The 23,913-nt window shown below is 49.9% G+C and carries 22 protein-coding genes; 10 read left to right on the plus strand and 12 right to left on the minus strand.

Annotation, left to right across the window (positions count from 1 at the left end):
• Positions 1–59: 59 nt before the first annotated feature.
• Genes CZ360_RS03760 through CZ360_RS03775 form a run of 4 tightly spaced genes read right to left on the minus strand, consistent with a single transcriptional unit; the run spans position 60 to position 3,794 of the window.
• A complete protein-coding gene (locus CZ360_RS03760; protein ID WP_077532829.1) occupies positions 60–1,025 on the minus strand; it encodes a sugar phosphate isomerase/epimerase family protein in 966 nt (321 codons plus the stop codon).
• A gap of 15 nt (positions 1,026–1,040) precedes the next feature.
• Positions 1,041–1,625 (minus strand): hypothetical protein, encoded by a 585-nt coding sequence (locus CZ360_RS03765; protein ID WP_229407977.1) that lies wholly within the window; start codon positions 1,623–1,625, stop codon positions 1,041–1,043.
• Positions 1,585–2,667 (minus strand): Gfo/Idh/MocA family protein, encoded by a 1,083-nt coding sequence (locus CZ360_RS03770; protein WP_077532830.1) that lies wholly within the window; start codon positions 2,665–2,667, stop codon positions 1,585–1,587. The genes CZ360_RS03765 and CZ360_RS03770 overlap by 41 nt, the downstream gene beginning before the upstream one ends.
• A 47-nt stretch (positions 2,668–2,714) precedes the next feature.
• On the minus strand, positions 2,715–3,794 hold the full coding sequence (locus tag CZ360_RS03775) for a LacI family DNA-binding transcriptional regulator (protein WP_077532831.1): 1,080 nt from the start codon (positions 3,792–3,794) through the stop codon (positions 2,715–2,717).
• 430 nt (positions 3,795–4,224) lie between these two features.
• Between CZ360_RS03775 and CZ360_RS03780 the strand changes: the two genes are divergently transcribed.
• From CZ360_RS03780 to hydG, 6 genes are all read left to right on the plus strand, one after another.
• Positions 4,225–6,879 carry a YfhO family protein gene (locus CZ360_RS03780; RefSeq protein ID WP_077532832.1) on the plus strand — a complete coding sequence of 885 codons (2,655 nt, stop codon included), beginning with the start codon at positions 4,225–4,227 and terminating at the stop codon, positions 6,877–6,879.
• Between the two features lie 140 nt (positions 6,880–7,019).
• Positions 7,020–8,105, plus strand: coding sequence for a hypothetical protein (locus CZ360_RS03785; RefSeq protein ID WP_077532833.1), 1,086 nt, complete (start codon positions 7,020–7,022; stop codon positions 8,103–8,105).
• Between the two features lie 146 nt (positions 8,106–8,251).
• Positions 8,252–8,752 (plus strand): hypothetical protein, encoded by a 501-nt coding sequence (locus CZ360_RS03790; RefSeq protein WP_143530137.1) that lies wholly within the window; start codon positions 8,252–8,254, stop codon positions 8,750–8,752.
• 27 nt (positions 8,753–8,779) lie between these two features.
• Positions 8,780–8,929: a hypothetical protein gene (locus CZ360_RS13990; RefSeq protein WP_159438099.1), complete on the plus strand. Its 150-nt coding sequence runs from the start codon at positions 8,780–8,782 to the stop codon at positions 8,927–8,929.
• Between the two features lie 70 nt (positions 8,930–8,999).
• Positions 9,000–9,257 carry a TM1266 family iron-only hydrogenase system putative regulator gene (locus CZ360_RS03795; RefSeq protein ID WP_077532835.1) on the plus strand — a complete coding sequence of 86 codons (258 nt, stop codon included), beginning with the start codon at positions 9,000–9,002 and terminating at the stop codon, positions 9,255–9,257.
• Positions 9,258–9,274: 17 nt separating this feature from the next.
• Entirely contained in the window at positions 9,275–10,717 is a 1,443-nt protein-coding gene (hydG, locus tag CZ360_RS03800) for a [FeFe] hydrogenase H-cluster radical SAM maturase HydG (RefSeq protein ID WP_077532836.1), read from the plus strand.
• A 105-nt stretch (positions 10,718–10,822) separates the two neighbouring features.
• Here hydG and CZ360_RS03805 read toward each other — a convergent pair whose 3' ends face one another.
• Complete coding sequence (locus tag CZ360_RS03805) at positions 10,823–11,008, minus strand: hypothetical protein (protein ID WP_077532837.1); 186 nt, start codon at positions 11,006–11,008, stop codon at positions 10,823–10,825.
• A gap of 99 nt (positions 11,009–11,107) precedes the next feature.
• On the opposite strand from CZ360_RS03805, the gene CZ360_RS03810 reads away from it, so the two are divergent.
• The 3 genes from CZ360_RS03810 (at position 11,108) to CZ360_RS03820 (ending at position 15,297) form a co-directional block, all read left to right on the plus strand.
• Positions 11,108–11,332: a helix-turn-helix domain-containing protein gene (locus tag CZ360_RS03810; RefSeq protein WP_077532838.1), complete on the plus strand. Its 225-nt coding sequence runs from the start codon at positions 11,108–11,110 to the stop codon at positions 11,330–11,332.
• 239 nt (positions 11,333–11,571) lie between these two features.
• Positions 11,572–13,758: an alpha-L-rhamnosidase gene (locus CZ360_RS03815; RefSeq protein ID WP_077532839.1), complete on the plus strand. Its 2,187-nt coding sequence runs from the start codon at positions 11,572–11,574 to the stop codon at positions 13,756–13,758.
• A gap of 174 nt (positions 13,759–13,932) precedes the next feature.
• Entirely contained in the window at positions 13,933–15,297 is a 1,365-nt protein-coding gene (locus CZ360_RS03820; RefSeq protein WP_077532840.1) for a citrate/2-methylcitrate synthase, read from the plus strand.
• A 136-nt stretch (positions 15,298–15,433) separates the two neighbouring features.
• Here CZ360_RS03820 and CZ360_RS03825 read toward each other — a convergent pair whose 3' ends face one another.
• The 7 genes from CZ360_RS03825 to CZ360_RS03855 all read right to left on the minus strand — a co-directional run bounded on the left by CZ360_RS03825 (position 15,434) and on the right by CZ360_RS03855 (position 23,064).
• Complete coding sequence (locus tag CZ360_RS03825; RefSeq protein WP_077532841.1) at positions 15,434–16,585, minus strand: restriction endonuclease subunit S; 1,152 nt, start codon at positions 16,583–16,585, stop codon at positions 15,434–15,436.
• A 90-nt stretch (positions 16,586–16,675) separates the two neighbouring features.
• Entirely contained in the window at positions 16,676–17,920 is a 1,245-nt protein-coding gene (locus CZ360_RS03830) for a homocysteine S-methyltransferase family protein (protein ID WP_077532842.1), read from the minus strand.
• Between the two features lie 68 nt (positions 17,921–17,988).
• On the minus strand, positions 17,989–19,683 hold the full coding sequence (argS, locus tag CZ360_RS03835; protein WP_077532843.1) for an arginine--tRNA ligase: 1,695 nt from the start codon (positions 19,681–19,683) through the stop codon (positions 17,989–17,991).
• Positions 19,684–19,712: 29 nt separating this feature from the next.
• Positions 19,713–20,144, minus strand: a complete 432-nt coding sequence (locus CZ360_RS03840; RefSeq protein ID WP_077532928.1) for a YwiB family protein — start codon at positions 20,142–20,144, stop codon at positions 19,713–19,715.
• Between the two features lie 17 nt (positions 20,145–20,161).
• Positions 20,162–20,977: a glutamate racemase gene (murI, locus tag CZ360_RS03845; protein WP_077532844.1), complete on the minus strand. Its 816-nt coding sequence runs from the start codon at positions 20,975–20,977 to the stop codon at positions 20,162–20,164.
• A 21-nt stretch (positions 20,978–20,998) separates the two neighbouring features.
• Positions 20,999–22,048, minus strand: coding sequence for a D-alanine--D-alanine ligase family protein (locus CZ360_RS03850; protein WP_077532845.1), 1,050 nt, complete (start codon positions 22,046–22,048; stop codon positions 20,999–21,001).
• A gap of 248 nt (positions 22,049–22,296) precedes the next feature.
• Positions 22,297–23,064: a YczE/YyaS/YitT family protein gene (locus tag CZ360_RS03855; protein WP_077532846.1), complete on the minus strand. Its 768-nt coding sequence runs from the start codon at positions 23,062–23,064 to the stop codon at positions 22,297–22,299.
• Between the two features lie 237 nt (positions 23,065–23,301).
• Between CZ360_RS03855 and pth the strand changes: the two genes are divergently transcribed.
• The gene (pth, locus tag CZ360_RS03860) at positions 23,302–23,913 is read left to right on the plus strand and encodes an aminoacyl-tRNA hydrolase (RefSeq protein WP_077532847.1); all 612 of its coding nucleotides are present in this window, start codon (positions 23,302–23,304) and stop codon (positions 23,911–23,913) included.

A 23,913-nucleotide genomic window follows, 5' to 3' on the forward strand; every position in this document is an offset into this window, starting at 1 on the left:
ATAAAAAAGAGGAAGGCCCCCGATCCCTCGGGGACCTTCCCGGAACGATTTTGTATTCCTTATGCCCAGAACATATCCTGCGGCGGTTCGGTCATTACACATTGTTTTAAAGTGTTGATTGCGGTGTCGAGGCCTTCCAGCTTGCTCATCAAGCCGTCCTCGTGCTCGATGCTGAGCACCTTGTCATATCCTGCAAGGCGGAGCTCCGCAACAATATCCCGCCAGAAGAGCAGGTCATGGCCGCATCCGACTGAACGGAATCTCCAGGAACGATCCTCGGAATAGTGACGGGTGTCCAGAACACCGTTAACCGCGGTGTTATACTGGTCTACCTTGGTGTCCTTCGCATGGAAATGATAGATCGCCTTCTGCTTGCCGAGCTCACGGATAGAGGCAACCGGGTCGCATCCCTGCCAGATCAGGTGGCTTGGGTCAAAGTTGGCGCCGATGACCGGGCCGACCGCTGCGCGCAGCTTTAGGAGAGTATATGGGTTGTAAACACAGAAGCCCGGATGCATTTCGAACGCGATTTTGGTTACGCCATAGCTTTCTGCCTCTGCGCCTTTTTTCTTCCAGTACGGGATCAGTACCTCGTTCCACTGCCAGTTTAAGATTTCAGTATAATCGTCCGGCCAGGAGCAGGTGACCCAGTTTGGTTTCTGACTGGTTTCGCTGTCGCCGGGGCAGCCGGAGAAGGTGACGACTGTGTCAATCCCCATTTTCTGAGCCAGCTTAAAGGCTTTGGTCAGCTCTTCATCGGCAGTTTTGGCGATCTCCTTGTTCGGGTGAACCGGGTTGTTGTGGGTGGAGAGGGCGCAGATGCTCATGTTATACTTTTTCAGGGTATCCATGAACTCATTGTATTTGCCCTCATCGTTTAACAGGATGTCCGGGTCACAGTGGTGTTTCCCCGGGGAGCCGCCGCATCCCATTTCAATGGAATATACGCCGCGCTCAGAAAGAATTTTGCACATTTCTTCCAGAGATTCTGTCTGGAAAACAGGATTCATAACTGCGATATACATATGAATGACCACCTTTCAGTTTTTAATCTGCCTGTTTATTTTTTTGATAAACAGCAGGTATATTAAAAGAATGACAATGAAAATATCCCACCATCTTGGGCCTCCGAACAGCAGGATGTCCACCACAAGAGTGGAAAGTACAATTCCGGATGAAATGATTTTCGGCAGAAAGCCTTTTTCTTTTGTAAGCCATGTGAAGTAAGCGAATACCGGGGACAGGCAGGCAAATACCGCCCAGCCTTTGATAAAAGTCCATCCGTAGACGGCGTTTGTCAATTCAGCCGTCAAGTAGTAAGCGAGGAGCATACCTGCGCAAAATAGGAAGATATTCAGCATCGCTTTTTTCTTCGTCTCACTGAAGATAGAAATAAATACGCCAAATAAAACCCAAATTGAGAATTGTGAAAATATTTCACTGAACGTAAAACCAAGATACAGGGTAGTATCATAGATGTCCAAGAGTTTTGAGCCGACGCCAAGAAGCACGCCGATCACGAATAGGGTGACGGGATGAAGGATTTTATTTTTCATACAATATTCTATCGGAGGGAACTGCCCTTTAGTCAAAATAAACTGCTTTTCCGGTTTTTGCGGATTCATAGATTGCTTCCAGAAGCTGGGTAACAACCAGCGCCTGTTCTGGTTTTACTACCAGTTTCCCGCCGTTTTTCACCGCGTTGTAGAAGGTTTTCTGCTCTACATCCGGCGCGTCCTCGCCTTCTCCGTCATAGAATGCAACGCCTGCAGCGTCAAGAGCTGGCTTTTCGACAACCTGCTTGTTATACTTTACAGAGTTGATCCGCAGGCCATCCTTCATGTCAGCGCCGGCTTTGGTGCCGCAGAGAGAGGTTTTAGCCTCGTCGACATCCAGGGAATTGAGCGCCCAGCTGGCTTCCAGGACAATGGTCGCCCCATTTTTCATCTTGATGAAGCCGAACGCGGAATCCTCAACAGTGAATTTCTCACGATCCCAGTCACCCCAGGCATTTGCAGTGTTCTGTTGGTCGCCCAGCTTTTTGAACACAGAGCCCATAACACAGGCCGGTTCGTAATTGTCCATCATCCATAGGGTCAAATCCAGCGCGTGGGTTCCGATATCGATGAGCGGGCCGCCTCCCTGTTCCTCTTCGTTCAAAAATACGCCCCAGGTCGGTACGGCGCGGCGGCGAATCGCATGCCCTTTTGCATAGTATACCTCGCCCAGCTCGCCGTTTTCACAGGCGGCTTTCAGGTAGAGGGAATCCGGACGGTAGCGGTTCTGGTAACCGATGGTGAGAATTTTACCGGTTTCCTTAGCGGTTTCCACCATCTTTTTTGCTTCCTCATAGGTTTTCGCCATCGGCTTTTCACACATAACGTGTTTTCCTGCCTTCATCGCGTCGATTGAGATAAAGCTGTGGGAACGGTTTGGGGTTAGCACATAAACCGCCTCAATCTCCGCTTCATTTTTGAGTAATTCCTGATAGTCGGTATAAACTCTGGTTTCCGGAGTTCCGTATTCCGCCTTGGCCTTTTCCGCACGTTCCTTGACCAGATCGCAGACCGCAAGAATTTCAAAGCTCCCGTTTTTCTTGATCGCCGGGAGATGTTTTCCGTTGGCGATGCCGCCGCAGCCGACAATACCGATTTTCATTTTTTCCATAGTTCAGTTCTCCTTTGGTGTGGAATTCATTTATTTTCATATATTTCCTAAAGAGGCAGATTGCTGCGCTTGACTGAGCCGCGCAGAATAAGCTCATGTGGGACAGAAACGCTGTGCGCCGGTTTGCCGCTGATACGATCGAACAAAAGCCGCATAGCTGTCGTCCCGATTTCGTACTGCGGCTGCCCGATTGTTGTGACGGAGGGCAGATACATTTCGCTGATTGCCGTATTATCAAACCCGACCACAGAAATATCCTCCGGTACGCGCAGGCCTTGCTCCGCAAGCGCATGGATTGCGCCGATGGCGCAGGCATCTGCAAGGGCAAAGATCGCGTCCGGAAGTTGCTTCAGCATCAGCAGCCGCTTCACGCTGCGGATGCCTGCCTTAAAGGTCAGCCCTTCCTGAAACAGCAGTGATTCGTCCACTGCAATGCCATATTCTTTTAACGCTTTCCGATAGCCTGTTTCGCGCAGGACGGCAGAGCCGACCAGTTTTCCCTGAAAGGTGTTGTCAAGCAGCCTTGAATCAATCCCCAGCAGCGCAATCCGGCGCTTGCCGTTTTCCAGCAGATAGCGGGTAGCTTCATAGCTGGCGCGGACATTGTCGATGACAACACAGGGGATCTCTGGATCTGCCACCGGTTCACAGGCACAGACAATCGGGTAATCCCGGTTCAGCTCGCTGATCTGCCGCTCTGCCTGATGGGTGGTCATGAAGATCGCTCCGTCCACCACCTTGGTTTGCAGAAGAGAAACCGCTTCCAACAAATTTTTTTGAGTATCCCGGGTTGTGAAGATCAAAACGTTGTAATCCTGTTCCCTGGCCTTGTCCTCAATCCCACGCAGTACGCGGGAATAAAATTGATTGGAAATACTGCTCAGGACGACCAGAATCCGTTTGGTATGCAGCTGGCGGAGGTTCCTGCCCAAAAAATTTGGGCTGTAGTTTAACGCCCTGACCGCTTCCATGACAGCATGGCGCGTTTCTTCCTTTACGCTGTCCGGCTGGTTGAGCGTCCGGGAAACTGTTGCCACCGAGACCCTGGCCAGATTGGCAACCTCTTTGATCGTAGCGATAACAACACCTCCTACAGCAGAATGTAATCGTTTACATTGAGATGGCAAAAAAGAAAACGAAACACAAATGTAATCGTTTACAGAAATAATATACTATATTTATTTCCAGATTGCAATAGGGAGAATAAGAAAAAATAAATTCCGGCGGAGTGCATAATCTTTTCGCTTTCTTTTTATGCAGATTGATAGGAGATACTGTAGAATACAAACAGTGAACTTGTTGAAAAAAGATGGGTTTTCAACAAATATACAGATTGTAAAGGTGGAAAATGTGAAATTCATTCTGAAAAATGTTGATAAGTCAGTTGAAAAGGTTAATAAGTCCTGATTTGTCGGGCGTAAAATGGTTAAAAGAGTTTTTTTAAAAAATGTGGAGAAATGAAATTTTACAAAGTGTATATTTGTTGTTTTGACAAAATTTACAAATTCGCCGGCTTATGATACTATAATGAAATAAAAACATAAGGGATCGCAGCTCATGCCGGAACACATGTGGAAGAAAAAGAAGATATGGATCGCTCCTGTAGGCGTTTTTTTGCTGTTATCTGCAGTTTACCTTAGCTGCGGATTATTTCCTTATGGGGAAAACACAGCCGCCTGGGGCGATATGACCCAACAGGTGATTCCACTGCTGATGGAGCTCAAGGAAATCCTGCTTGGGACGGACAGCTTAGCCTATACCCATCTCACCGCCGGCGGGATGAATTTTTTTGGGGTATTCCTTTTCTTTTTATCCAGCCCGTTTTCTTTTCTTGTGGTTTTGATTCCCAATGAAACAATGATCCTCTGGGCAAACGTTTTAGTGTTGCTGAAATTGACACTGTGCGGCTTTTGCGCGCAGTGGTTTTTTGCGCAAAAATTTTCGAAGCTTGCACCGCTTGATGCGGGGATTTTAGGAATTTGTTACGCCCTCTGCGGGTATGCCCTGCTTTTCTATCAAAATCTGGTATGGCTGGATTTTATGGCGCTGTTCCCGCTGCTGATGCTGTCGCTTGATACGCTCCTGCATACCGGCAGGCGGCTTCCCTTTATCCTTGCTTTGGGCGGGATGCTGGTAGTGAATCTTTACCTCAGCTATATGCTGGTCTTATTTTTGATTTTATTCTGCGGAATTTATGCGTTGTGCTTCCTCGCAAAGGAAGAACGGGGCGGCTTTGCGCTCCTGCTCGGCACGTCCGCTTTTTTGTCCGCCCTCCTTACGGCGCCCGCCTGGCTGCCATTTCTTTTGCAGTATATGAAATCGGCGCGGGGCGTTGACCTGCTGACCAGCCTGTCGGGCGGCAACTTCTTTTCCGATATCCGGACGACCTTTTGTGTCCTGCTTGCCTGTCCGTTCATGCTGGCAGCTATGATTTTTCCGGTACAGACAGGACAGTTAAAGCGAAAATTTTTGCTGGGCATGTTTACGCTGCTCACGATTCCTTTGCTGATTGATCCGATTAATCGGATGTGGCATACAGGGAGCTATCAGGCATTCCCAGCTCGTTATGGGTTTCTAGCTGTTTTTATTGGTTCGATGATCGCTGCCTTAACCCTGTCCAACCAGCCGGGAGAAATCCGGCGGAGCAGGAAAAGCGCGCTGGTTGTCTGCTTTGGTCTGGCTGCGCTTTTGCTGGGGACAATCTGTCTGATTTTCATCCTGCTTGCTCCTTACCTGGACGATTATGTCAGGAGCCTGTGGGTCAGCAACGAACAGTTTGCGTCAGTGATGCTGGTCTTTGTCGCGGGTTTTTTATCTGTTTTTGCGGCGTTGTTCTGCTGGCAGAACAGATGGCTGGCGAGAAAATCGTTTCGGGTAGTATTCTGTGTCTCTGTAGCGGCTTGCTGCCTTTTTTACAGCGATGTTTTTATCGGGCAGGTCTCCAGGAGTCCGGAAAGCTGGCAGCAGGCGGCCGAGCTGTCAGAGGAAATTACGGAGGACGGCTACTACCGCGTCAAGATGGAAGAGAAATCCTTTGACATCAACCTCCTGGGCGGAATGGGATACAATAATCTCGGCCATTATACGTCTTTGACCACTGAACGGTATCTTTATGGAATGAAAAAGCTCGGTTATTCCGCTTATTGGATGGAAGTGAGTCCAGTCGGCGGAACGGCGCTTACCGACGCGCTTCTCTGCAACCGCTATATTATCGAGCCGCTTGGTTTGAAGGAGTCTGGGAATGTAATCGCGTCAAATGACCGCTATCAAATCAGAGAACTGCCTGACAGCAATCTGTCCCTGGGAATTGTGACAAAGGGAACATTGCCGGCGGAGATCGGCAGCTATAACCGGGCGGAAATTCAAGAGCTTCTTTACCAGTCCGTTTTTGGGCGGGAGGATAGGATACTGACGGTTTATGAGCCAACCGGGAAGCAAAATGTATCCTTTGAGGAAACCTCCGGACATTACCGGCTGCAGCCGGGCTTGGAGTCGGTTCCCTCTGTCCTCGAGTGGACGGTTCGGGTAGACGGCAGGCAGGCGCTCTATTTCGACTGCTTCGATACGGTAAGCACCGAGCTGGTGGAGCCGGTCAACAGCTCTTTTGATATCGAGGTAAACCGGGTTGAATGGGAATCCAACTATCCGAGCAAGGCGAGGAACGGACTGCTATATCTCGGAACCTTTCAGGATGAGACAGTGACCGTGCGCGTCACGCTTTTAAAGGAAGTAGAGGCGAAATCGCTCGGCCTGTACGGAATGGATCTCAATCGGCTGCAAACCGCGCAGACGGAAGCCAATCAGGCGGATATTGTTGTCAGCGGCGGAACGCTTAGCGGCCTCTGCGAAGCGGAGGAGGGCGATAGGCTGTTCCTGTCCATTCCTTATGACGAAGGATTTACGGCAAAGGTCAACGGCAAACAGGTGGAAATTGAACAGGCCTTTGACTGCTTCATGGCGATTCCGCTTCAGTCGGGGGAAAACGCCATACAGATAACGTATCAGCTTCCCGGACTGAAAGCGGGCCTGCTGCTCTTTGCAGCCGGACTTGTTGGGACTATTTGGGTTGTTTTACGGCGAAAGAGGCGCCGGCGCCGGCCGGGACTAGAAAAAACAGCTTGGGCGATGCTGGCGGTGTTTACAGTCCTGATTTTGCTGGGTGTTTATCTGATGCCCGTCCTGCTCTGGCTTTATTCACATTATATGATATAGAAAGGGCAGGGGAATTCAATTTGGATTCCCCTGCCCTTTCTTTTCGGGAAGAAACCGTCCTTTTTCTTTGGAAACTGTAGCAAAATCGAGGTTTCCACATAGGATAGAGTAAAACCAAATCACTAGGGACGGAGGATATTATGAACAGCTTAATTGTAGATTTCTTTTTAGGGGCAAATTCAGAACATGGTTTTTTCTCCCATTTCGGACAGCTCCAGGATCCCTATAGTCAAGAGAAAACGTATATCATTAAGGCAGGCCCGGGAACAGGAAAATCAACGATGATGAAGCGAATTGCTGAGGAATATAACGGAAAGGACAGCCTGATCGAGAAGATACACTGCTCCTCAGACCCGGATTCCCTGGACGGCGTGGTATGCAAAGACCATCAGTTTCAGATTGTCGACGGGACACCGCCGCACGTGATGGAGCCAAAGCTTCCGGCCGCAGGAGAAATGATTATTAGCTTCTATGAGGCGTTTCATGAAGAGGAAATTCTCAAACACCGGCTGGAAATGGCACAGGCCTCTGCGGTTATTTCTGGGTTCCACAGCCGTTTCTGTGAGCTGCTGCGCTGTGCGAATCTCCTGCTGGACGGGAATTCTGCATTGATTGCCCAGAGCGTTGACCGGAACAAAATGGAACGGGCAGTTCAGGGGATTATAAAACGGGAGCTGCGGAAAAAGAAACGCGGAGCCTTACCGGGCAGGATAAAAACAAGGCTGCTCAGTGCATTTACGCCAAAGGGTCTGATTACATATGAAGATACGATTAATACAATATGTAATAAATTGTATATAATCAATGATGAGTATAACATTTGCGGAGATTATTTCTTCCGGATGCTCGAGCAAGCGGCTATTGACGCGGGCTATGACTGCTATGTCTGCTATTCTCCCTTCCATCCGGACACCCAGATCCAGCATATCCTGATTCCGGAGCTTTCTCTGGGCTTTGTCACCCGTAATCGCTGGATTCCGCTGGAGCAGGTGAAGGTCGGCAAGGTGATTCATGCGACCCGGTTCTTTGACAAGGAAATCCTCAAAAAGAAGAAGCAGCGTCTCAGCTTCTGCCGCAAGACCGCAGCCGTTATCATGGAGGAAGCGGTGAAGGCGTTGGAAAAGGCAAAGGCCGCCCACGATATTTTAGAGGACTATTATATTCCAAATGTGGATTTTTCCGCCGTGGAGAGGATCACCGAGGATTTTTACCAAAAAATCAAATAGTGCAGCAGAGGAAGAAATGGGAAACTGTTTCTTCCTCTTTTTGTATAAAAAGGAAACTTTTCACTCAGACTAAGAATGGAAAGAAAAGGTTCCGACCCGACAAGCTGGAACAATCAGAAAATAATCAGGAAAGGAATGAATCTTCGATGAAATGGATGAAACTGCTGCTTCCGGCCCTGCTTGCGGCAAGCGTGCTGTTCTGCCCGGCGGCAGAAGTCTGCGCGGCTGAACAAGCAGCCTGCAGCGGAAGCTTTACCGTAACCAAGCGAGTGAAGGAAAGCGCCCTGCGCCAGGAGGAAGAGCCGGTTTACCGGTTCCGGCTGGAGCTGCTGGACGAAAACGATTCTGTCAAACGGATGTGGACAAGGACAATTTACCCGCGGCGGGACAGGCTTTACCCGATTGACCCGGATGGGTATACTGTGCTGAAAACCGATTTTACCCACCTGCCGGAGGGAAATTACCGGGTGGTTGAGCTGGGGGCGCAGCAGTATGATTTTTCCAAATGCGGAAGCCTGTCTTTCAACGCGCTGGCCGACGGGAACGCGGTGCGGTTTTCTATTGGAGAGGGAGAGCTGAAAAGCGGCAGCGCCGCTTTTGTGAGCCGCAGCCCGGCAGGGCTAAAACTAGACAAATTTTCTCTTTGATAAATAGTTGACAAAGGCTTGGTTTGGGTGTATGATGAAACTGTACCACCGGCGCGGGAGAAGGCTTTTCTGCTGGGGCTGGGGGAATATTCGGATATTCTGATGCACAAGAGAGGCATCCCTCTCTATGATAAAGAAAGCCGCCAAGTCAGGGATTTATCCCACCGTTACCGGTGATTTGCGCCTGTGCATCAGTTAAACGATGCACAGGCCTTTTTGTTTGGCATCGGGAAAGGGAGGCTTTGGGATGGATACCAAAATTGCGTTGATTGGGATCATGGTGTATGATCCGGAATGCGTGAAACGAACCAACGACCTGCTGCATGAATATGCGGATTATATCGTGGGGCGGATGGGACTGCCGTATCGGAACAAAGGGGTGAACATCATCTCTGTTACACTGGACGCGCCGGAAAACGTTATCAGCGCGCTGTCCGGAAAGCTGGGGCAGATTCCCGGGATCAGCGTCAAATCAATGATTGCAAAGGAAAAGAAAAACGGTTAGAAAGGGTTGAAGAAATCATGTATGATATCAAGTCGCCGCACGCGGAGGAATTCATCTGCCATGAGGAAATTTTAGAAACGCTCCGGTATGCGGATGAAAACAAGGATAACGAGGAACTGATCGACCAGATTCTCGAAAAGGCGCGGCCGAAAAAAACAGAAAAGGGCGTGCACTGCGAAGGGCTGACCCACAGGGAAGCCTCTGTGCTCCTGGCCTGTGAAATTCCGGAAAAGGTGCAGAAAATGTATGAGATTGCGGAGGAAATCAAGCTTGCCTTTTACGGCAACAGAATCGTGATGTTCGCGCCGCTTTATCTGTCAAATTACTGCGTCAACGGATGTCTTTACTGTCCGTATCACCTGAAAAATAAACATATTGCGCGCAAAAAGCTTACACAGGACGAGGTGAGAAACGAGGTTATCGCCTTGCAGGATATGGGACATAAGCGCCTGGCAATTGAAGCGGGCGAGGATCCGGTGAAAAACCCGATTGAGTATATCCTGGAATGCATCGACACCATCTACAGCGTACAGCACAAAAACGGCGCGATCCGGCGTGTAAACGTCAACATCGCGGCGACGACAGTAGAGAACTACCGCAAGCTGAAGGAAGCCGGAATCGGGACTTATATCCTGTTTCAGGAAACCTACCACAAGGAAAGCTATGAAAAGCTCCATCCAACGGGGCCGAAGCATAATTACACCTATCATACAGAGGCAATGGACCGCGCGATGGAGGGCGGCATCGACGATGTCGGCCTGGGCGTGCTGTTCGGGCTGGAGCTTTACCGCTATGAATTTGCCGGACTGCTGATGCACGCGGAGCATCTGGAGGCGGTGCATGGCGTCGGGCCGCATACCATCAGTGTTCCCCGCGTCAAACGTGCGGACGATATTGACCCGGATGTTTTTGATAACGGCATCTCCGACGATATGTTTATCAAGATTATCGCCTGTATCCGGCTGGCGGTTCCGTACACAGGAATGATCATTTCCACCAGGGAATCAGAGCAGGTCAGGGAACGCGCGCTCCGGGCGGGCATTTCCCAGATCAGCGGCGCGTCCCGCACCTCGGTCGGCGGATATACGGAGGAAGAACGCCCGCATGATACGGAACAGTTCGACGTTTCCGACCAGCGCACCCTGGACGAGGTGGTGCATTGGCTGATGGACATGGGCTTTATCCCATCCTTCTGCACAGCCTGCTACCGTGAGGGACGGACGGGCGACCGCTTTATGAGCCTGTGCAAAACCGGGCAGATCCAGAACTGCTGCCATCCGAACGCGCTGATGACCCTCTGCGAGTTTTTGATGGATTACGCCGCTGAGGATACCAAGAGAATCGGCTTTGACCTGATTGAACGGGAGCTGGAGAAAATCCCGACCGAGAAAACCAGGGAAATTGCCCGCAGCAATATCGAGCAGATCAAGGCGTCCAACCGCCGGGATTTCCGGTTCTAGTATTGGAAGAAAAAAAGAGATAGGCACATGCCTATCTCTTTTTCTATAGGAAGGAAGCGAAGCAGCTACGATTCCTGAAGAACTCCTTGCTTCCCTTTCCCGCGCTTATTCATACCAGCGGTAAGGCAAAAACAGCCCGGCCCAGTCAAACCGCTCGCGCTTCATCACAATCACGTGTTTCCATTCCCCGCAGCCCTCGCACAAGTCCAGATCCTTGGAGATGATATAATCCTTTTCCGGGTCGTTCCTTCTGTTGAGCCAGTTCCAGCACTCCAGGCAAAATTCCGCCATATGGATCACCTCTCAATTTTTATACCAACGATCGTTGGTATATTCTTTATTTTATCTCGTTATACTTATTTTGTCAAGAATAATTTTAGGGGATAAAATATGAGAGATGTTTTGTCAAAGCGTTTGAAAGAGTGTAGAATAGAACAAGGACTGACACAGCGTCAGGTTGCAATATATTGTGATATTACCGAAAACACATATCAAAATTATGAGTTAATGACGCGAGAACCTAAATTGAAAGTTCTAATCAGAATTGCCGACGTCTTTCATGTGTCGTTAGATTATCTTGTGGGAAGAACCGATAATAAACAACTTAAAAAATAGAAATTGCTCTGCAGCCTTTCTTATCAGCCGCGGGGCGTTTTTATTTCCAGCTTTTTTTCTCTTTTGACGGAATTTCCTATCCTCCCTACGAATAATATCCAAAAAACGCGGCGCGGTTTCGTGCGATATAGAGGAATCCGTCCATTTGCACACCACAGTTCTTGTAAAGCAAAGGCCGCTGTGATAAAATCAAGTTACCGGCAAAATTCAGACAACGCAGAAAGGAAGGAATTTACATTATGGCAAATCATCACATTATCACAGGCAACTGGATTTCTGCAGAAGAAGATTATCACGGGGCATGCCCGGTTTTCCGGAAACGGTTTACTCTTTCCGGGAAAAAGGTGGCGTCCGCGGTATTATATATATCGGCATTGGGGCTGTATGAAGCGGCGGTCAATGGAAAGCGGGTCGGGGACGACGTCTTTCAGCCCGGCTTTACTGTGTATCAGAAGCGGATACAGTATCAGCAGTATGACCTGGCCGGCCTGCTGGAGACGGAGAATGAAATCACTGTGCATCTTGGAAACGGATGGGCTGCCGGGCGGCTTGGGTGGCTAAAGCTGCCCAAAACCAGCAGGCATTATGCCGAGAAACCGGCGCTGATCGCGTCGCTTGTGGTGGAATATCAGGACGGGAGCACCGATTTGGTCATTACTGACCGCGACTGGGAATATGCTCCGAGCAAAATCCTGTTTGCGGATTTATATGACGGGGAAACCTATGACGCGGGCTATGAGGCGGCAGGCTGGAAGCCGGCGGTACTCTTCCCGCATGGAAAGGAAATGCTGATTCCGCAGGAAGGGGAGCCCATCCGGGAACAGAACGTGCTGAAGGCCAAGCTGATTTCTGTGCCCAACGGCGAGACGATCCTTGATTTTGGACAGAACCTGACCGGGTATGTGCGTTTCCGCGTCAAGGGGGAGAAGGGCGCTGTCTGCGAGCTTTCCCACGCGGAGACTCTTGATAAGGACGGAAACTTTTACAATGACAACCTCCGTTCCGCCAAGGCGAAGATCAAATACATCTGCGGCGGCGGCGAGGAGGTATATCATCCGCATTTTTCCTTCATGGGCTTCCGGTATATCCGGGTTGACAGCTGGCCCGAGGAGATCAAAGCGGAAAGCTTTGAGGCGGTTGTGGTGCATTCCCTGCTGGAGCGTACCGGGAAATTCGAAAGCTCTTCGAAAAAGCTCAACCAGCTTTACAGCAATATTATCTGGAGCCAGAAGGGGAATTTCCTGGATATCCCGACTGACTGCCCGCAGCGCGACGAGCGTTTGGGCTGGACTGGGGACGCGCAGGTGTTTATCCGCGCGGCGGCTTATAATTTCAATGTAGAGCGGTTCTACCGCAAATGGCTGCGGGATTTAAAAGCAGACCAGAAACCGGACGGACAGGTGCCGGACGTTGTCCCAAATATCCTGCCGGAATACAATAATTCCTCCGCTTGGGGGGACGCGGCGGTGATCTGCCCGTGGCAGCTTTACCTCTCATACGGGCACAAAGAGGTACTAGAGGAACAGTTTGACAGTATGAAGGGCTGGATCGACTATATCCGCTCTGTCAGCAAGGACGGTGTGGACTGGAATACCGGCTCCTGCTACGGCGACTGGCTGGGATTAGACGCTCCTGCCGGAAGCTACAAAGGCTCTACCGATGAAAACCTGATCAACGAGGCTTATTTTGCCTATTCCACCTCCCTGCTTGTCAAGGCAGGCAAGGTGTTGGAAAAGGATATGTCCGAGTATGAGCTGCTTTATCAGAAAATCCGGGACTGCTTCCAGCAGAACTATATCCGGGATGATGATCTCGTTTGCCCAACCCAGACGGCTTATGTCCTGACGATTTATTTCGGGCTCTGCAACAAGCCGCTTCTGATGGCGCGCAGGCTGGCGGAGATGATTCAGGCGAATGGAAACAAGCTGCAAACCGGCTTTGTCGGTACGCCTTATCTGCTCCATGCACTCTCCGATAACGGGTATGAGGACTTGGCCTATACCCTTCTGCTGCAGGAGGAATTCCCGTCCTGGCTGTATTCTGTCAACCAGGGAGCGACCACTATTTGGGAGCACTGGGACGGTATGAATGACAAGGGCGAGATGTGGAGCACCGATATGAATTCCTTTAACCACTATGCTTACGGATCGGTTGCAGACTGGATGTACGGCGTAGCGGCGGGAATTCAGCCGGATGAAGAAAAACCGGGCTACCGCCATTTCTTCCTCAGGCCTATGCCGGATAAGCGGCTCGGCTCTGTGCAGGCATCCCTAAAGACAAAATTCGGAACCATTACAAGCGGATGGTACAGGACAAATGGAAAAACGGTTTATGCGTTCGATGTGCCGGCAAATACAACGGCAACAGTGATGATAGAAGGGCAAACCATAGAGGTTTCCTCTGGACATCACGAATATAAGCTTTAAAAAAACAGGGAGACAGGCAGAGATACCGCCTGTCTCCTGCTTTTTTCGGAAATGTGAATAGGAGATGAATTTTAAACAGACAACTTGATTTTGACTCTAAGTTGTTTTATACTAAAAGATATTAAAAAAAACATATGAAGTATGAGAAAACAACAAGAGAAAGGATGGTATGCCATGGCTGATAGGCTGTCTAGAATTACCCCTCAAATCGAAGAGTATACCAAGCTATGCTTGGCGAATGGGCCGATTGATCCGCAGTTGTATACAAAATATGATGTGAAACGCGGCCTGCGGGACTTAAACGGGAAAGGCGTACTGACAGGGCTGACTGAGATTTCGGAAATCCACTCCCAGGAGGTAGTTGGGGGAAAAGCTGTGCCCTGCGAAGGAAAACTCTATTACCGCGGAGTGGATGTTGAAGATTTAGTCCGCGGCTTTATCAAGGAAGACCGTTTTGGGTTTGAAGAAGCAACCTACCTGCTGCTGTTCGGCAGCCTGCCGACAAAGGAGCAGCTTGAGGAGTTTACCGGCGTGCTGGCGGATTACCGCACGCTGCCGACCAGCTTTGTCCGGGATATCATTATGAAGGCGCCGAGCGCCGACATGATGAATACGCTGGCGCGAAGCGTCTTAACGCTCTATTCCTATGATTCCAATGCGAATGATATCAGTATCCCAAACGTGCTGCGGCAGTGTCTGGAGTTAATTTCCCTGTTTCCGCTATTGTCGGTATACGGATATCAGGCGTACAGCCATTATCATGATGGAAAAAGCCTGTTTATCCATGCGCCGAGGCCGGAGCTTTCCACTGCGGAAAACATCCTCCGCCTCCTCCGCCCGAACAAGAAATACACTCCGCTGGAAGCGCGGATTCTGGATGTGGCGCTGGTGCTCCATGCCGAGCATGGCGGCGGAAACAACTCCACCTTTACCACCCATGTAGTTACCTCCTCCGGGACGGATACCTACTCCGCCATTGCGGCGGCGCTGGGCTCCCTCAAAGGGCCGCGCCACGGCGGCGCAAATATCAAGGTTGTCCAGATGTTTGAGGACATGAAGAAAAACGTAAAGGACTGGAATGACGACGAAGAGATCTCCGCTTATCTGAAGGCTCTGCTGCATAAAGAAGCCTTTGACCGGGCGGGCCTGATTTACGGGATGGGGCATGCGGTTTATTCGATTTCCGACCCGCGTGCCAATGTGTTCCAGAAATTTGTTCAGAGCTTGTCTGAGGAAAAGGGACGAGAAAAGGAGTTTGCGCTTTATTCTGCTGTTGCCCGGCTTGCGCCGCAGGTCATTGCAAAGGAGCGGAAGATTTATAAAGGCGTCAGCGCAAATGTTGACTTTTACAGCGGATTTGTTTACAGCATGCTTGATCTCCCGCCGGAGCTCTTCACCCCGATTTTCGCGATTGCGAGAATTTCAGGATGGAGTGCGCATCGCCTGGAGGAGCTGATTAATGCGGGCAAGATTATTCGTCCCGCCTATATGAATGTCAGTGAGCACAGGCCCTATGTGCCGCTGGACGAAAGAAGATAAAAAAGAACCGAGTATGAATGCCATACTCGGTTTCTTTATATTGCGTACGATTAATCTGGTTCAATTCCGATTCAAACAATTGGCACAGATGGATTAGAATGGCCTTCGCGAACAATATTGATGAACTTATTTGCCTTTAGCTAAAATATTCCTGCATCAGCGCCTTTTTCAGCGTTTCGAGCTGTTTCAGGCTTTTCTGGATTGCCAATTTAGATTTGTCGGTCTGTTCGACGAAGGCATAATATGCTTCTTGGATTTCTACTGGAGGCTTAATTATCTGAAACGCAGAGACAATCGGCACATTCAAGTTTGGCATTGTCTGTCCAACTGCCATTCCCTCAATTGTTTTCTTGAAGGAAGGGAAAGAAATAATCTTTTGAAGGTAGTCTGGACGGACATCCCCTCTAGACCTGATAAGTAGGCTACCTGTCCCACACAATAGTCCTTCTTGTTCCACAACCGCACATCGTCCCATCTCACCCCGCCTACCCATCACAACATCATCAGGAAGCAAGTGATATGCTCCCATCTCGGAGTATTTTTCAGCTGAAACTGTCAGTTTCTCATCCGCCGATATCTTTCCGTCAACTATGTGAGAAGGATTTACCAACGGATGTTCGCCAAGAACATAGTCTTCTTTGTGCAAAAGGGAACCAAATGGGCCAATTCGAATATCTGCCAACTCTGACAAGGGTACTTTGTCCCACCTATGTGGGTTAATCACTGGATCACCAAACAGTTCGATAAATCGGGATTTAACCAATTCATCCAGCTTATCCAGTTGCTGGCGGCGTTTGGCGATCAGATCACTGATTTTATCCAGCACCGCCGCGATTTCGCGCTGTTCGTCGAGAGGGGGAACAACTATGGAGACCGCACCAAGCGTTGCTTTGTTTAAAGTTGTGCCCATAACTGCACGGTTTGTCTCTTTTGACCAGTCCTTTGCGGAAAACAAATGATAAAAATAGTCTGGTAATACTGCGTATTTTCCAGTCGGAATAAATGCCATTATTGCTTCATTGGTATATACAGATTCTTTTGTAATGGCTGTTTTTCCCAATGAAAGCTTGAAACTCATAATAACGGTGTTGGCTGGAACGCTTTTTATTCCGCTTTCTTGGACAGCTGACTCAGTAATCTTTTCTTTTGTAGCTTCTACATATTTTTGGTAAGTACCTAAATCAGCAATAGATATCCAATTATACTGGCCTTCAGTCCAGTAATCAGCATTGTTTCGAGACGGCGTTTTTCCCATCTGTAAATTAAATATTTCGTCCAATCTCGCCATCACAGCATCTCCTCCAATTTCGCCAGCCCGGCCGTAATCTCCGCTTCCAGCCTGTGTAGGCCGGCTGGATTTCGATGGTCGATAACCGAATCAATAGATAATTGCGCCGTATTTTTGGGCGATATGAGAAAGGGTTTCCTCCTCAATGCTGGAACGGGAATCGACCAGCGCCTTCCCGGTATAAAGGAGAAGGGCCAGGCGCAAAGCGATCTCATTGTGGGAAAGCAGCGAAACCGGCAGAGTGGAAAAATGGGCGTTCTGGGAAAAATCCCTGGCCTCCTCTACGGTTTCTATTTCCACTACAATCACATCGATCCGTTCTTCCTCCAGGCGAAGAAAATCGTCGCACATATCGGGACTGCAGTAGAGCGGTTCGGAACATTCAATCTGGTCGCAGTATAGGTGATAATGTTCTTTGCTGTCAGCAAGGATCAGCTCATCTTCCTTTTCGATTGCCCGGTCAGCGTCAAAGATAACGGCCGGTGGACAGATGTGAAGCAATTCGCCGATCCGCTTGAGATGCTCCGGTGTTGTGCCGCAGCATCCGCCGACCAGCGAAGCGCCTGTTTGGATCAGCACCTTCATCTGCTCGGCCATTTCCTCTGGAGAGATCGGGAGGAGACTGCCGGTTTCTTCCTCGAAAGAAACGGCGGCCGGCTTTGCCACCAAAGGAACCTTGGCATATTCCCTCATCTGTCGGAACACATCTGCCATGGCGGCCGGGCCACAGGAGCAGTTTAGCCCAAAGGCGGAGATGCCGAGCTCCTGCAGGATAATCAGCGCGTTGACCGCTTTCCCGCCGTCCAGGGTATTGCCCTCCTCGTCGACTGTCATAGTGATGATGATCGGTTTACCGAATTTTCTCAGAGCGATTGCAGCCGCCCGTGCTTCTGGGATGGAAACCATCGTTTCCACAACCAGCAGGTCAACTCCTTCCTCGATCAGGATGGAGGCCTGTTCGCGGAACAAGTCCATGACCTCGGTATAAGAAGCTTCTCCAAACGGCTCCAGCTCCAGGCCGGTTGGGGAGAGAACGCCGGCAACCAGCGCTTTTTCTCCGGCAGCCTCCTTGCAAAGGCGGACTAGGCGGCGGTTGAGAACCTCCGTCTCATGTTCCAGGCCGTATGAGGAAAGTGAACCCGCATTTGCGCCAAAGGTTGGTGCATAGAGAACATTGCTTCCGGCGGAAATAAATTCCCTTTGGAGCGCGATTACCTGATCCGGATGCTCTGCGAGCCACTTCGGGACACAGAGCGTTTCCGGGATTTGACTGGAACATAAATTTGTGGCAGTGGCTCCGTCAAGCAATAGCGGAACCGATAAATCCACGTCCATAGTTTCGTCCTTTCTTTCAAAGAATTAAACAATAGGCTAAGGGCAGTCATCTGCCCTGGGAAGCGGGGCTACATTTTTTCCGGCGCGTCTATCTTCAGCATATGAAGCACATTGGACAGCACTGTTTTTACGCAGGTGCAAAGCCCCAGGCGCGCCATTGTCAGCGCGATATCATCGTTATCAACGCGGCATGCGTTGTAAAATTTGTGGAACAGGGTTGCAAGGCTGATTACATAACGAGTGATCCGCGCGGGGTCATAGGCCTTGGCCGCCTCGATAATTTCTTCCGGCAGGGTAGCAATATACCGGATCAGTTCTTTTTCCTCCGGCTGGGTTAGCATAGTGAAATCACAGTCAGAAAAATTATTTAAGACCTTCCCCTCCCCGGCAAGTTTTTTCAGGATACTGCAAATCCGGGCATGCGCATACTGCACATAGTAAACCGGGTTTTCGCTTGAGGTTTCCACTGCAAGGTCAAGGTCAAAGTCCATCTGGGAATTGGCTTCCCGCAGGTTAAAGAAGAAGCGCGCCGCATCAATGGGCACTTCGTCGAGCAAATCGACCAGGGTGATGGATTTTCCTGTCCGTTTGCTCACCTTTACCGGCTGCCCGTCCCGCATCAGTTTGACAAGCTGCATTAGGACAATATCAAGCCTGCTGCCGTCCAGCCCGATTGCGTCCATCGCGCCCTTTAAACGCGCGACATGGCCGTGGTGGTCTGCCCCCCAGATATTGATCACCTTATCAAAGCCGCGCACAGCGAATTTGTTATAGTGATAGGCGATATCCGCCGCAAAATAGGTCGGGATTCCGTTAGAGCGAACCAGAACGTCGTCCTTTTCCGCGCCGAACGCAGTCGCTTTATAAAAGATGGTACCGTCCTCTTCATAGGTATAGCCGTTTTCCTTCAGGCGTTCTATGCATTTCAGAACCTCGCCCTGTTCGTGAAGGGTGCTTTCTAAAAACCAGACATCATAATGAATCCGGTATTTTCCGAGATCCTCTTTCAGGTTTGCGATATTGATGGGAAGCGCATAGTTCACCAGGGCCTTCTGGCGGGTTTCCTCATCGCAGCTTAAATATTGATCCCCGTTTAGCGCTGCAAACCGTTTTGCGTGCTCAAGGATATCCTTTCCCTGATATGCGTCGGCAGGAAGCTCCACCTGATCTTCTCCAAGGAAAAGCTGGCGGTAGCGGACAGAAAGGGAGAGCCCGAATTTGTTGATCTGGTTGCCCGCGTCGTTGACGTAAAATTCGCGTGTCACGTCATAGCCCGCCCAGTCAAGGACAGAGGCAAGGCAGTCTCCGATTGCGCCGCCCCGTGCGTTTCCGATATGCATCGGGCCGGTCGGATTTGCGGAAACAAACTCCACCATCACCTTTTTTCCGCCGCCGAAATCAGAGCGGCCATACTGATCCCCGTCAGTGCCGACTCCCTTGAGGACATCGGCAAACCAATCCTTTGAAATGAAAAAATTCATAAAGCCGGGCCCTGCAATTTCACAGCGTTCAAAATAGGTGCCGGCAAACTGGAGCTCTCTTTGAATTTCCTCCGCAATTTTCCGCGGCGCAAGATGGAAAGCGCGGGCGGAGACCATCGCAATATTGCTGGCGAAATCGCCGTGGGAGGTATCGCCCGGGATTTCAATCTGGAATGCCGGAATTGGTTCCGCCGCGAGCGCCCCGTTTTGGATGCATCTGCCCAGCGCGCTGCGAATCATTTCTTCGAGCTGGTTTTTGGCCTGAGATAAAAGATTTGTCATCTAAAATTTTCCTTCCTGTATTTTCACTGTCATGAATTTGGGTTTTCCCGGATATCAACATAGACTTCGTTTTCACTGACCAGCGAGGAATTGATATCCAGAGAATATTTAAAATAGAGCTTGCCGCCGTCGTCTGAAATATCGACGTCGACCGCGGTGGCGGATACCCCAATCAGAAGCTCGCCCTGTATGGTGTTATAAAACCCGATGTTGCGGTTCCCGCGTTCAATGGTCAGATTGGAGCGGGAGGTCCCATGGCGGATCATCGACACCTTATCCGGCCCTTCCACCTTGAGCGTCATCCGGCAGCCTTCAAAGCCGGTTGTTTCCGACTCCTCGTAGGTCACATAATAGTTCTGTCCTCTTTTATAAAAAACGCCTTGGGTAAACAGTTCGGTGGTATCGCTGTTTCCGTCCGCCGACTGCACGCCTTTGATATTGATTAAAACATCTTTTTTCAACTTTTCACCATTTCCTGTCAATAGGTTTCGATCTGGATTTTTTCTACCTGTCCGCTGAGATCGTCCTGCAGGAAGATTCCCGCGGTTTCGGCAAAAGACGCAATGTCATCGCTGACGAAATAGCGGCATTCCCCTGCTGTATCCTCCTCGTTGAGCATCCCCTTGTTGGTAAGCAGAGCCTGCACATATTTGGCGGCCTCTGCGCCGGGGCTGACCAGAGCTACCTCCGGCCCCATGATGTCAGCGATCAGCTCTTCGATCAACGGATAATGGGTACAGCCAAGAATCAGGGTATCAACCCGTTCTGCTTTCATTACTTCCAGATATTCTTTTGCCACAAGCTGAGTCACCGGATTATCGCGCCCGATGTAGCCGTTTTCAACCAAAGGGACAAATAAAGGGCAGGCCTTTCCGATGATCACCGGATTGTGAAGGATGCTGCGGATCGCTTTGCCATATGCGCCGCTTCGGATTGTGGCCGGGGTAGCGATGATGCCGATACGCCGGTTTTTTGTTGCCGAGCAGGCAGTCTGCGCAGCCGGAAGCAGTACGCCGGTAAAGTCGATTTCCAGTGTTTCAATCGTCTCAGACGGTGGGTTGGCGCTGACTGTCCCGCAGGCTGCAATAATTATTTTGACATCCTGGGAGAGCAGAAACCGGATATCCTGCGCGGCATATTTCTGGATGGTTTCCCGGCTTCTGGTACCATATGGCACCCGGGAGGTGTCCCCGAAATAAATGATATTTTCATGCGGCATCAGTTGCTTGAGCTGCCGGACAGCGGTGATCCCGCCCAGCCCGGAATCAAAGACACCGATTGCACGTTTATCCATAATCAATAGGCCCTTTCTGTGTTATCGTTCCAGCGCATAGGCGATTAACCGGTCAAGAAGCTGAGGGATCGGAACGCCGCCGTGTGCCCAAAGCTTCGGGTACATGCTGATGCTGGTAAAGCCCGGCAGGGTGTTGATTTCATTTAAGATGACCTGGCCGTCAACGGTAACAAAAAAGTCTACCCGGGACAAGCCCTCGCATCCGATTGCGCGGTAAGCCTTGACCGCTGTGCTGCGCAGACGCTCCGCGACCTCCGGTTTCAGTCTGGCCGGAATATGCAGCAGAGAATCGGCAGAAACATATTTTGCTTCAAAATCATAAAAACCGTTTGCGGGCTCAATCTCCCCGGCAGCAGAAGCAGCCGCGTCCGCATTTCCGAGAACAGCACATTCCACTTCCCGGCCGACAATCGTCTCCTCCACGATTACCTTTTTATCGTATTCGAATGCGAGCTTCAGAGAATCTGCAAGCTCCGTCTGATTGGACGCCTTGGAGACCCCGTAGGAGGAACCTGCGTTAGCAGGCTTTACGAACACTGGGTATCCCAGCTTTGTTTCTACCTGTTGGACGAAATCCCCCGGGATTTCTCCCTGCCGCACGGAAAGCCATTTTGCCATCTTGACGCCCGCATGCTCCAGGACAATATGAGTGATCTGCTTATCCATGCACATCGCGCTGGAGATGGCGTCGCATCCCACAAAGGGGATGCCCGCAAGCTGAAACAGACCCTGAATGGTACCGTCTTCTCCGTTCTTGCCATGCAGCACTGGGATAATACAGTCGACCGGGACAATTTCACAGCCGCTTTCCTTTAACAGCAGCATGCCATGATGCTGGCGGCTCGGGCTGATGACACAGTCGCAGACCGGCCCCTGCTCCCATTCGCCTGTTCTTATTTTGGAAGGGTCTCCGGTATAGTAGAGGAAATTTCCCTTCTCTGTAATTCCGATGAGATATAAATGATATTTGCTCTGATCCAGATTCTCAATGAAGGTTGCAGCGGACATCAAAGAGATGCTGTGCTCTGAAGAAACGCCGCCGAAAACAACCGCAATGTTTTTCCGATCCATGTAAGATCCCTGCTTTCTTTATAAGAAGTTATAATATTCCTATCATAAGTTTATACTCTAATATCTTACCACAGAACTATTATTTGCGCAACGGAATACTTGTCAGAGGATTTTGGCCGGGTAGAATCCCCGGTTATGCAGGTTGACGGAGAAGAGAGGCCCGCGGAGCTTTCCGCAGGCCTCTCGCTTGTCAGCAGCCCTCGGGATCAGAACTTTATTTCAGCCCTAAATCCTTTAAACGCTGTTTATTACCATGTACGCTTCTCTCTTTTTTCTTTCTTTTTTGCCAGTTCTTCCTTCATGCGCTGGCGGGCAAGCTTTTCCTCCTGGATTTTTTCCCTTGCGGTTTCCTTGCCATACAGGAAAGGAAGAGAGAAAAAGTCGGTGAAAAACTGGATAATTGGCCCCATAAAAAATGCAGTGACTACTGTGCCTAGTCCAACAGTACTGCCAAGGGCAAATCCGACAATGGTGCAGAACACGTCCGTTCCGATCCTGCACCAGCGATAGTTGATTTTTGTCTTTTCATTGAGCACAAAGCCGGCGACATCATATGCCCCAACACCAAGCGCGGCAGTGAAAAAGGTTGATCCGCCGAAGCTGTGCAGTACCATTACAGCCAGGAACATGGCGATCCGCACTGGAAGCGTTTCCGGGTCCGGCAGAAATTTATCATAAAGGAAGGTAGTAAAATCAGCGATAAAGCCGACGCAGGTCATGTTGATTAAGGTGCCGACACCAATAAATTGCCGCCCGAATTTAAAGGCGGCCAGGATGATCAGAATATTAATGGTAAGCTGGGTAACGCCGAAGGAGATAGGAAGATGGTAGGAGAACCCCAGAATCATGCAGGTGAACGGGTCGGTCCCGAACTGGGTTTTATTATAGATCGTTACGGCAAATCCCATGCAGAATACACCGAAACACATCATGACAAGGCGTTTGACCATTTGCTGATTGAGCACAGGCTTTATCTGCCGCATCGCGATCATTCCTTTCATTGTCAGAATCTTCACAAAAGAATCCTTTTAGATTTTATCACGTTGCGGCCTGCCATGCAATTCAAAGAATAGAACATCTTTACAGGGAAAACGTCCCTATTTTTATCAGAAATGACAAGTTTTTTTGTTTCTTACTTTTCGACAGAAATAATTTGACTTGCCCCATTAAAAGTGATACTATTTTGGTAAAAGAAAGGGTGTCTACACGCCCAAAATATATACTATTCGTATAAAATATTAGGAGAAATACAAATGGGATTTTTCAAAAAAAAAGAACCGGCCTTTGCGGCAGGCGGGATTGAATATCTGATTGTCGGGCTGGGAAATCCGGAGCGGAAATATGAAAACACCCGGCATAATGCGGGCTTTCTGGCAATTGATGCAATCATTCACCGGTTTGGCGTAACTGCTGACCGATTGAAATTCAAAGCCATGACCGGACAGTGTACCATTGCGGGGAAAAAATGCCTGCTGATGAAGCCGACTACTTATATGAACCTGAGCGGCCAGGCAGTGGTTGAGGCGATGAACTTTTACAAAATCCCGCCGGAACGGGCGGTGATTCTGTTCGATGATATCTCGCTGGATGTCGGGCAGATGCGGATTCGGAGAAAAGGAAGCCACGGCGGGCATAATGGGATGAAAAATATCATTTATTTAAGTGGGTCGGATCAGTTTCCGCGGATCAAGATCGGAGTGGGGAAAAAGCCGCATCCAGACTATGACCTTGCGGATTGGGTTCTTTCAGCCTTTAAAGCGGATGAACAAAAGGCGCTGCTGCCGGTGCTGGAGCACTGCGCCGAGGCGGTGGAGCTGATGGTAACGGGAAAAACAGACGAGGCCATGAACCGATTCAATTCCTGA

The organism is Massiliimalia massiliensis, from assembly GCF_900155615.1.
GTDB classification, from domain to species: domain Bacteria; phylum Bacillota; class Clostridia; order Oscillospirales; family Ruminococcaceae; genus Massiliimalia; species Massiliimalia massiliensis.

Excerpts from the sequence above, each read along its gene's own strand:
- CZ360_RS03760 (WP_077532829.1), bottom strand. The coding sequence starts at position 1,025 with ATGTATATCGCAGTTATGAATCCTGTTTTCCAGACAGAATCTCTGGAA.
- CZ360_RS03765 (WP_229407977.1), bottom strand. The coding sequence starts at position 1,625 with ATGAATCCGCAAAAACCGGAAAAGCAGTTTATTTTGACTAAAGGGCAG.
- CZ360_RS03770 (WP_077532830.1), bottom strand. The coding sequence starts at position 2,667 with ATGGAAAAAATGAAAATCGGTATTGTCGGCTGCGGCGGCATCGCCAAC.
- CZ360_RS03780 (WP_077532832.1), top strand. The coding sequence starts at position 4,225 with ATGCCGGAACACATGTGGAAGAAAAAGAAGATATGGATCGCTCCTGTA.
- CZ360_RS03785 (WP_077532833.1), top strand. The coding sequence starts at position 7,020 with ATGAACAGCTTAATTGTAGATTTCTTTTTAGGGGCAAATTCAGAACAT.
- CZ360_RS03790 (WP_143530137.1), top strand. The coding sequence starts at position 8,252 with ATGAAATGGATGAAACTGCTGCTTCCGGCCCTGCTTGCGGCAAGCGTG.
- CZ360_RS03795 (WP_077532835.1), top strand. The coding sequence starts at position 9,000 with ATGGATACCAAAATTGCGTTGATTGGGATCATGGTGTATGATCCGGAA.
- hydG (WP_077532836.1), top strand. The coding sequence starts at position 9,275 with ATGTATGATATCAAGTCGCCGCACGCGGAGGAATTCATCTGCCATGAG.
- CZ360_RS03805 (WP_077532837.1), bottom strand. The coding sequence starts at position 11,008 with ATGGCGGAATTTTGCCTGGAGTGCTGGAACTGGCTCAACAGAAGGAAC.
- CZ360_RS03810 (WP_077532838.1), top strand. The coding sequence starts at position 11,108 with ATGAGAGATGTTTTGTCAAAGCGTTTGAAAGAGTGTAGAATAGAACAA.
- CZ360_RS03815 (WP_077532839.1), top strand. The coding sequence starts at position 11,572 with ATGGCAAATCATCACATTATCACAGGCAACTGGATTTCTGCAGAAGAA.
- CZ360_RS03820 (WP_077532840.1), top strand. The coding sequence starts at position 13,933 with ATGGCTGATAGGCTGTCTAGAATTACCCCTCAAATCGAAGAGTATACC.
- CZ360_RS03825 (WP_077532841.1), bottom strand. The coding sequence starts at position 16,585 with ATGGCGAGATTGGACGAAATATTTAATTTACAGATGGGAAAAACGCCG.
- CZ360_RS03830 (WP_077532842.1), bottom strand. The coding sequence starts at position 17,920 with ATGGACGTGGATTTATCGGTTCCGCTATTGCTTGACGGAGCCACTGCC.
- argS (WP_077532843.1), bottom strand. The coding sequence starts at position 19,683 with ATGACAAATCTTTTATCTCAGGCCAAAAACCAGCTCGAAGAAATGATT.
- murI (WP_077532844.1), bottom strand. The coding sequence starts at position 20,977 with ATGGATAAACGTGCAATCGGTGTCTTTGATTCCGGGCTGGGCGGGATC.
- CZ360_RS03850 (WP_077532845.1), bottom strand. The coding sequence starts at position 22,048 with ATGGATCGGAAAAACATTGCGGTTGTTTTCGGCGGCGTTTCTTCAGAG.
- pth (WP_077532847.1), top strand. The coding sequence starts at position 23,302 with ATGGGATTTTTCAAAAAAAAAGAACCGGCCTTTGCGGCAGGCGGGATT.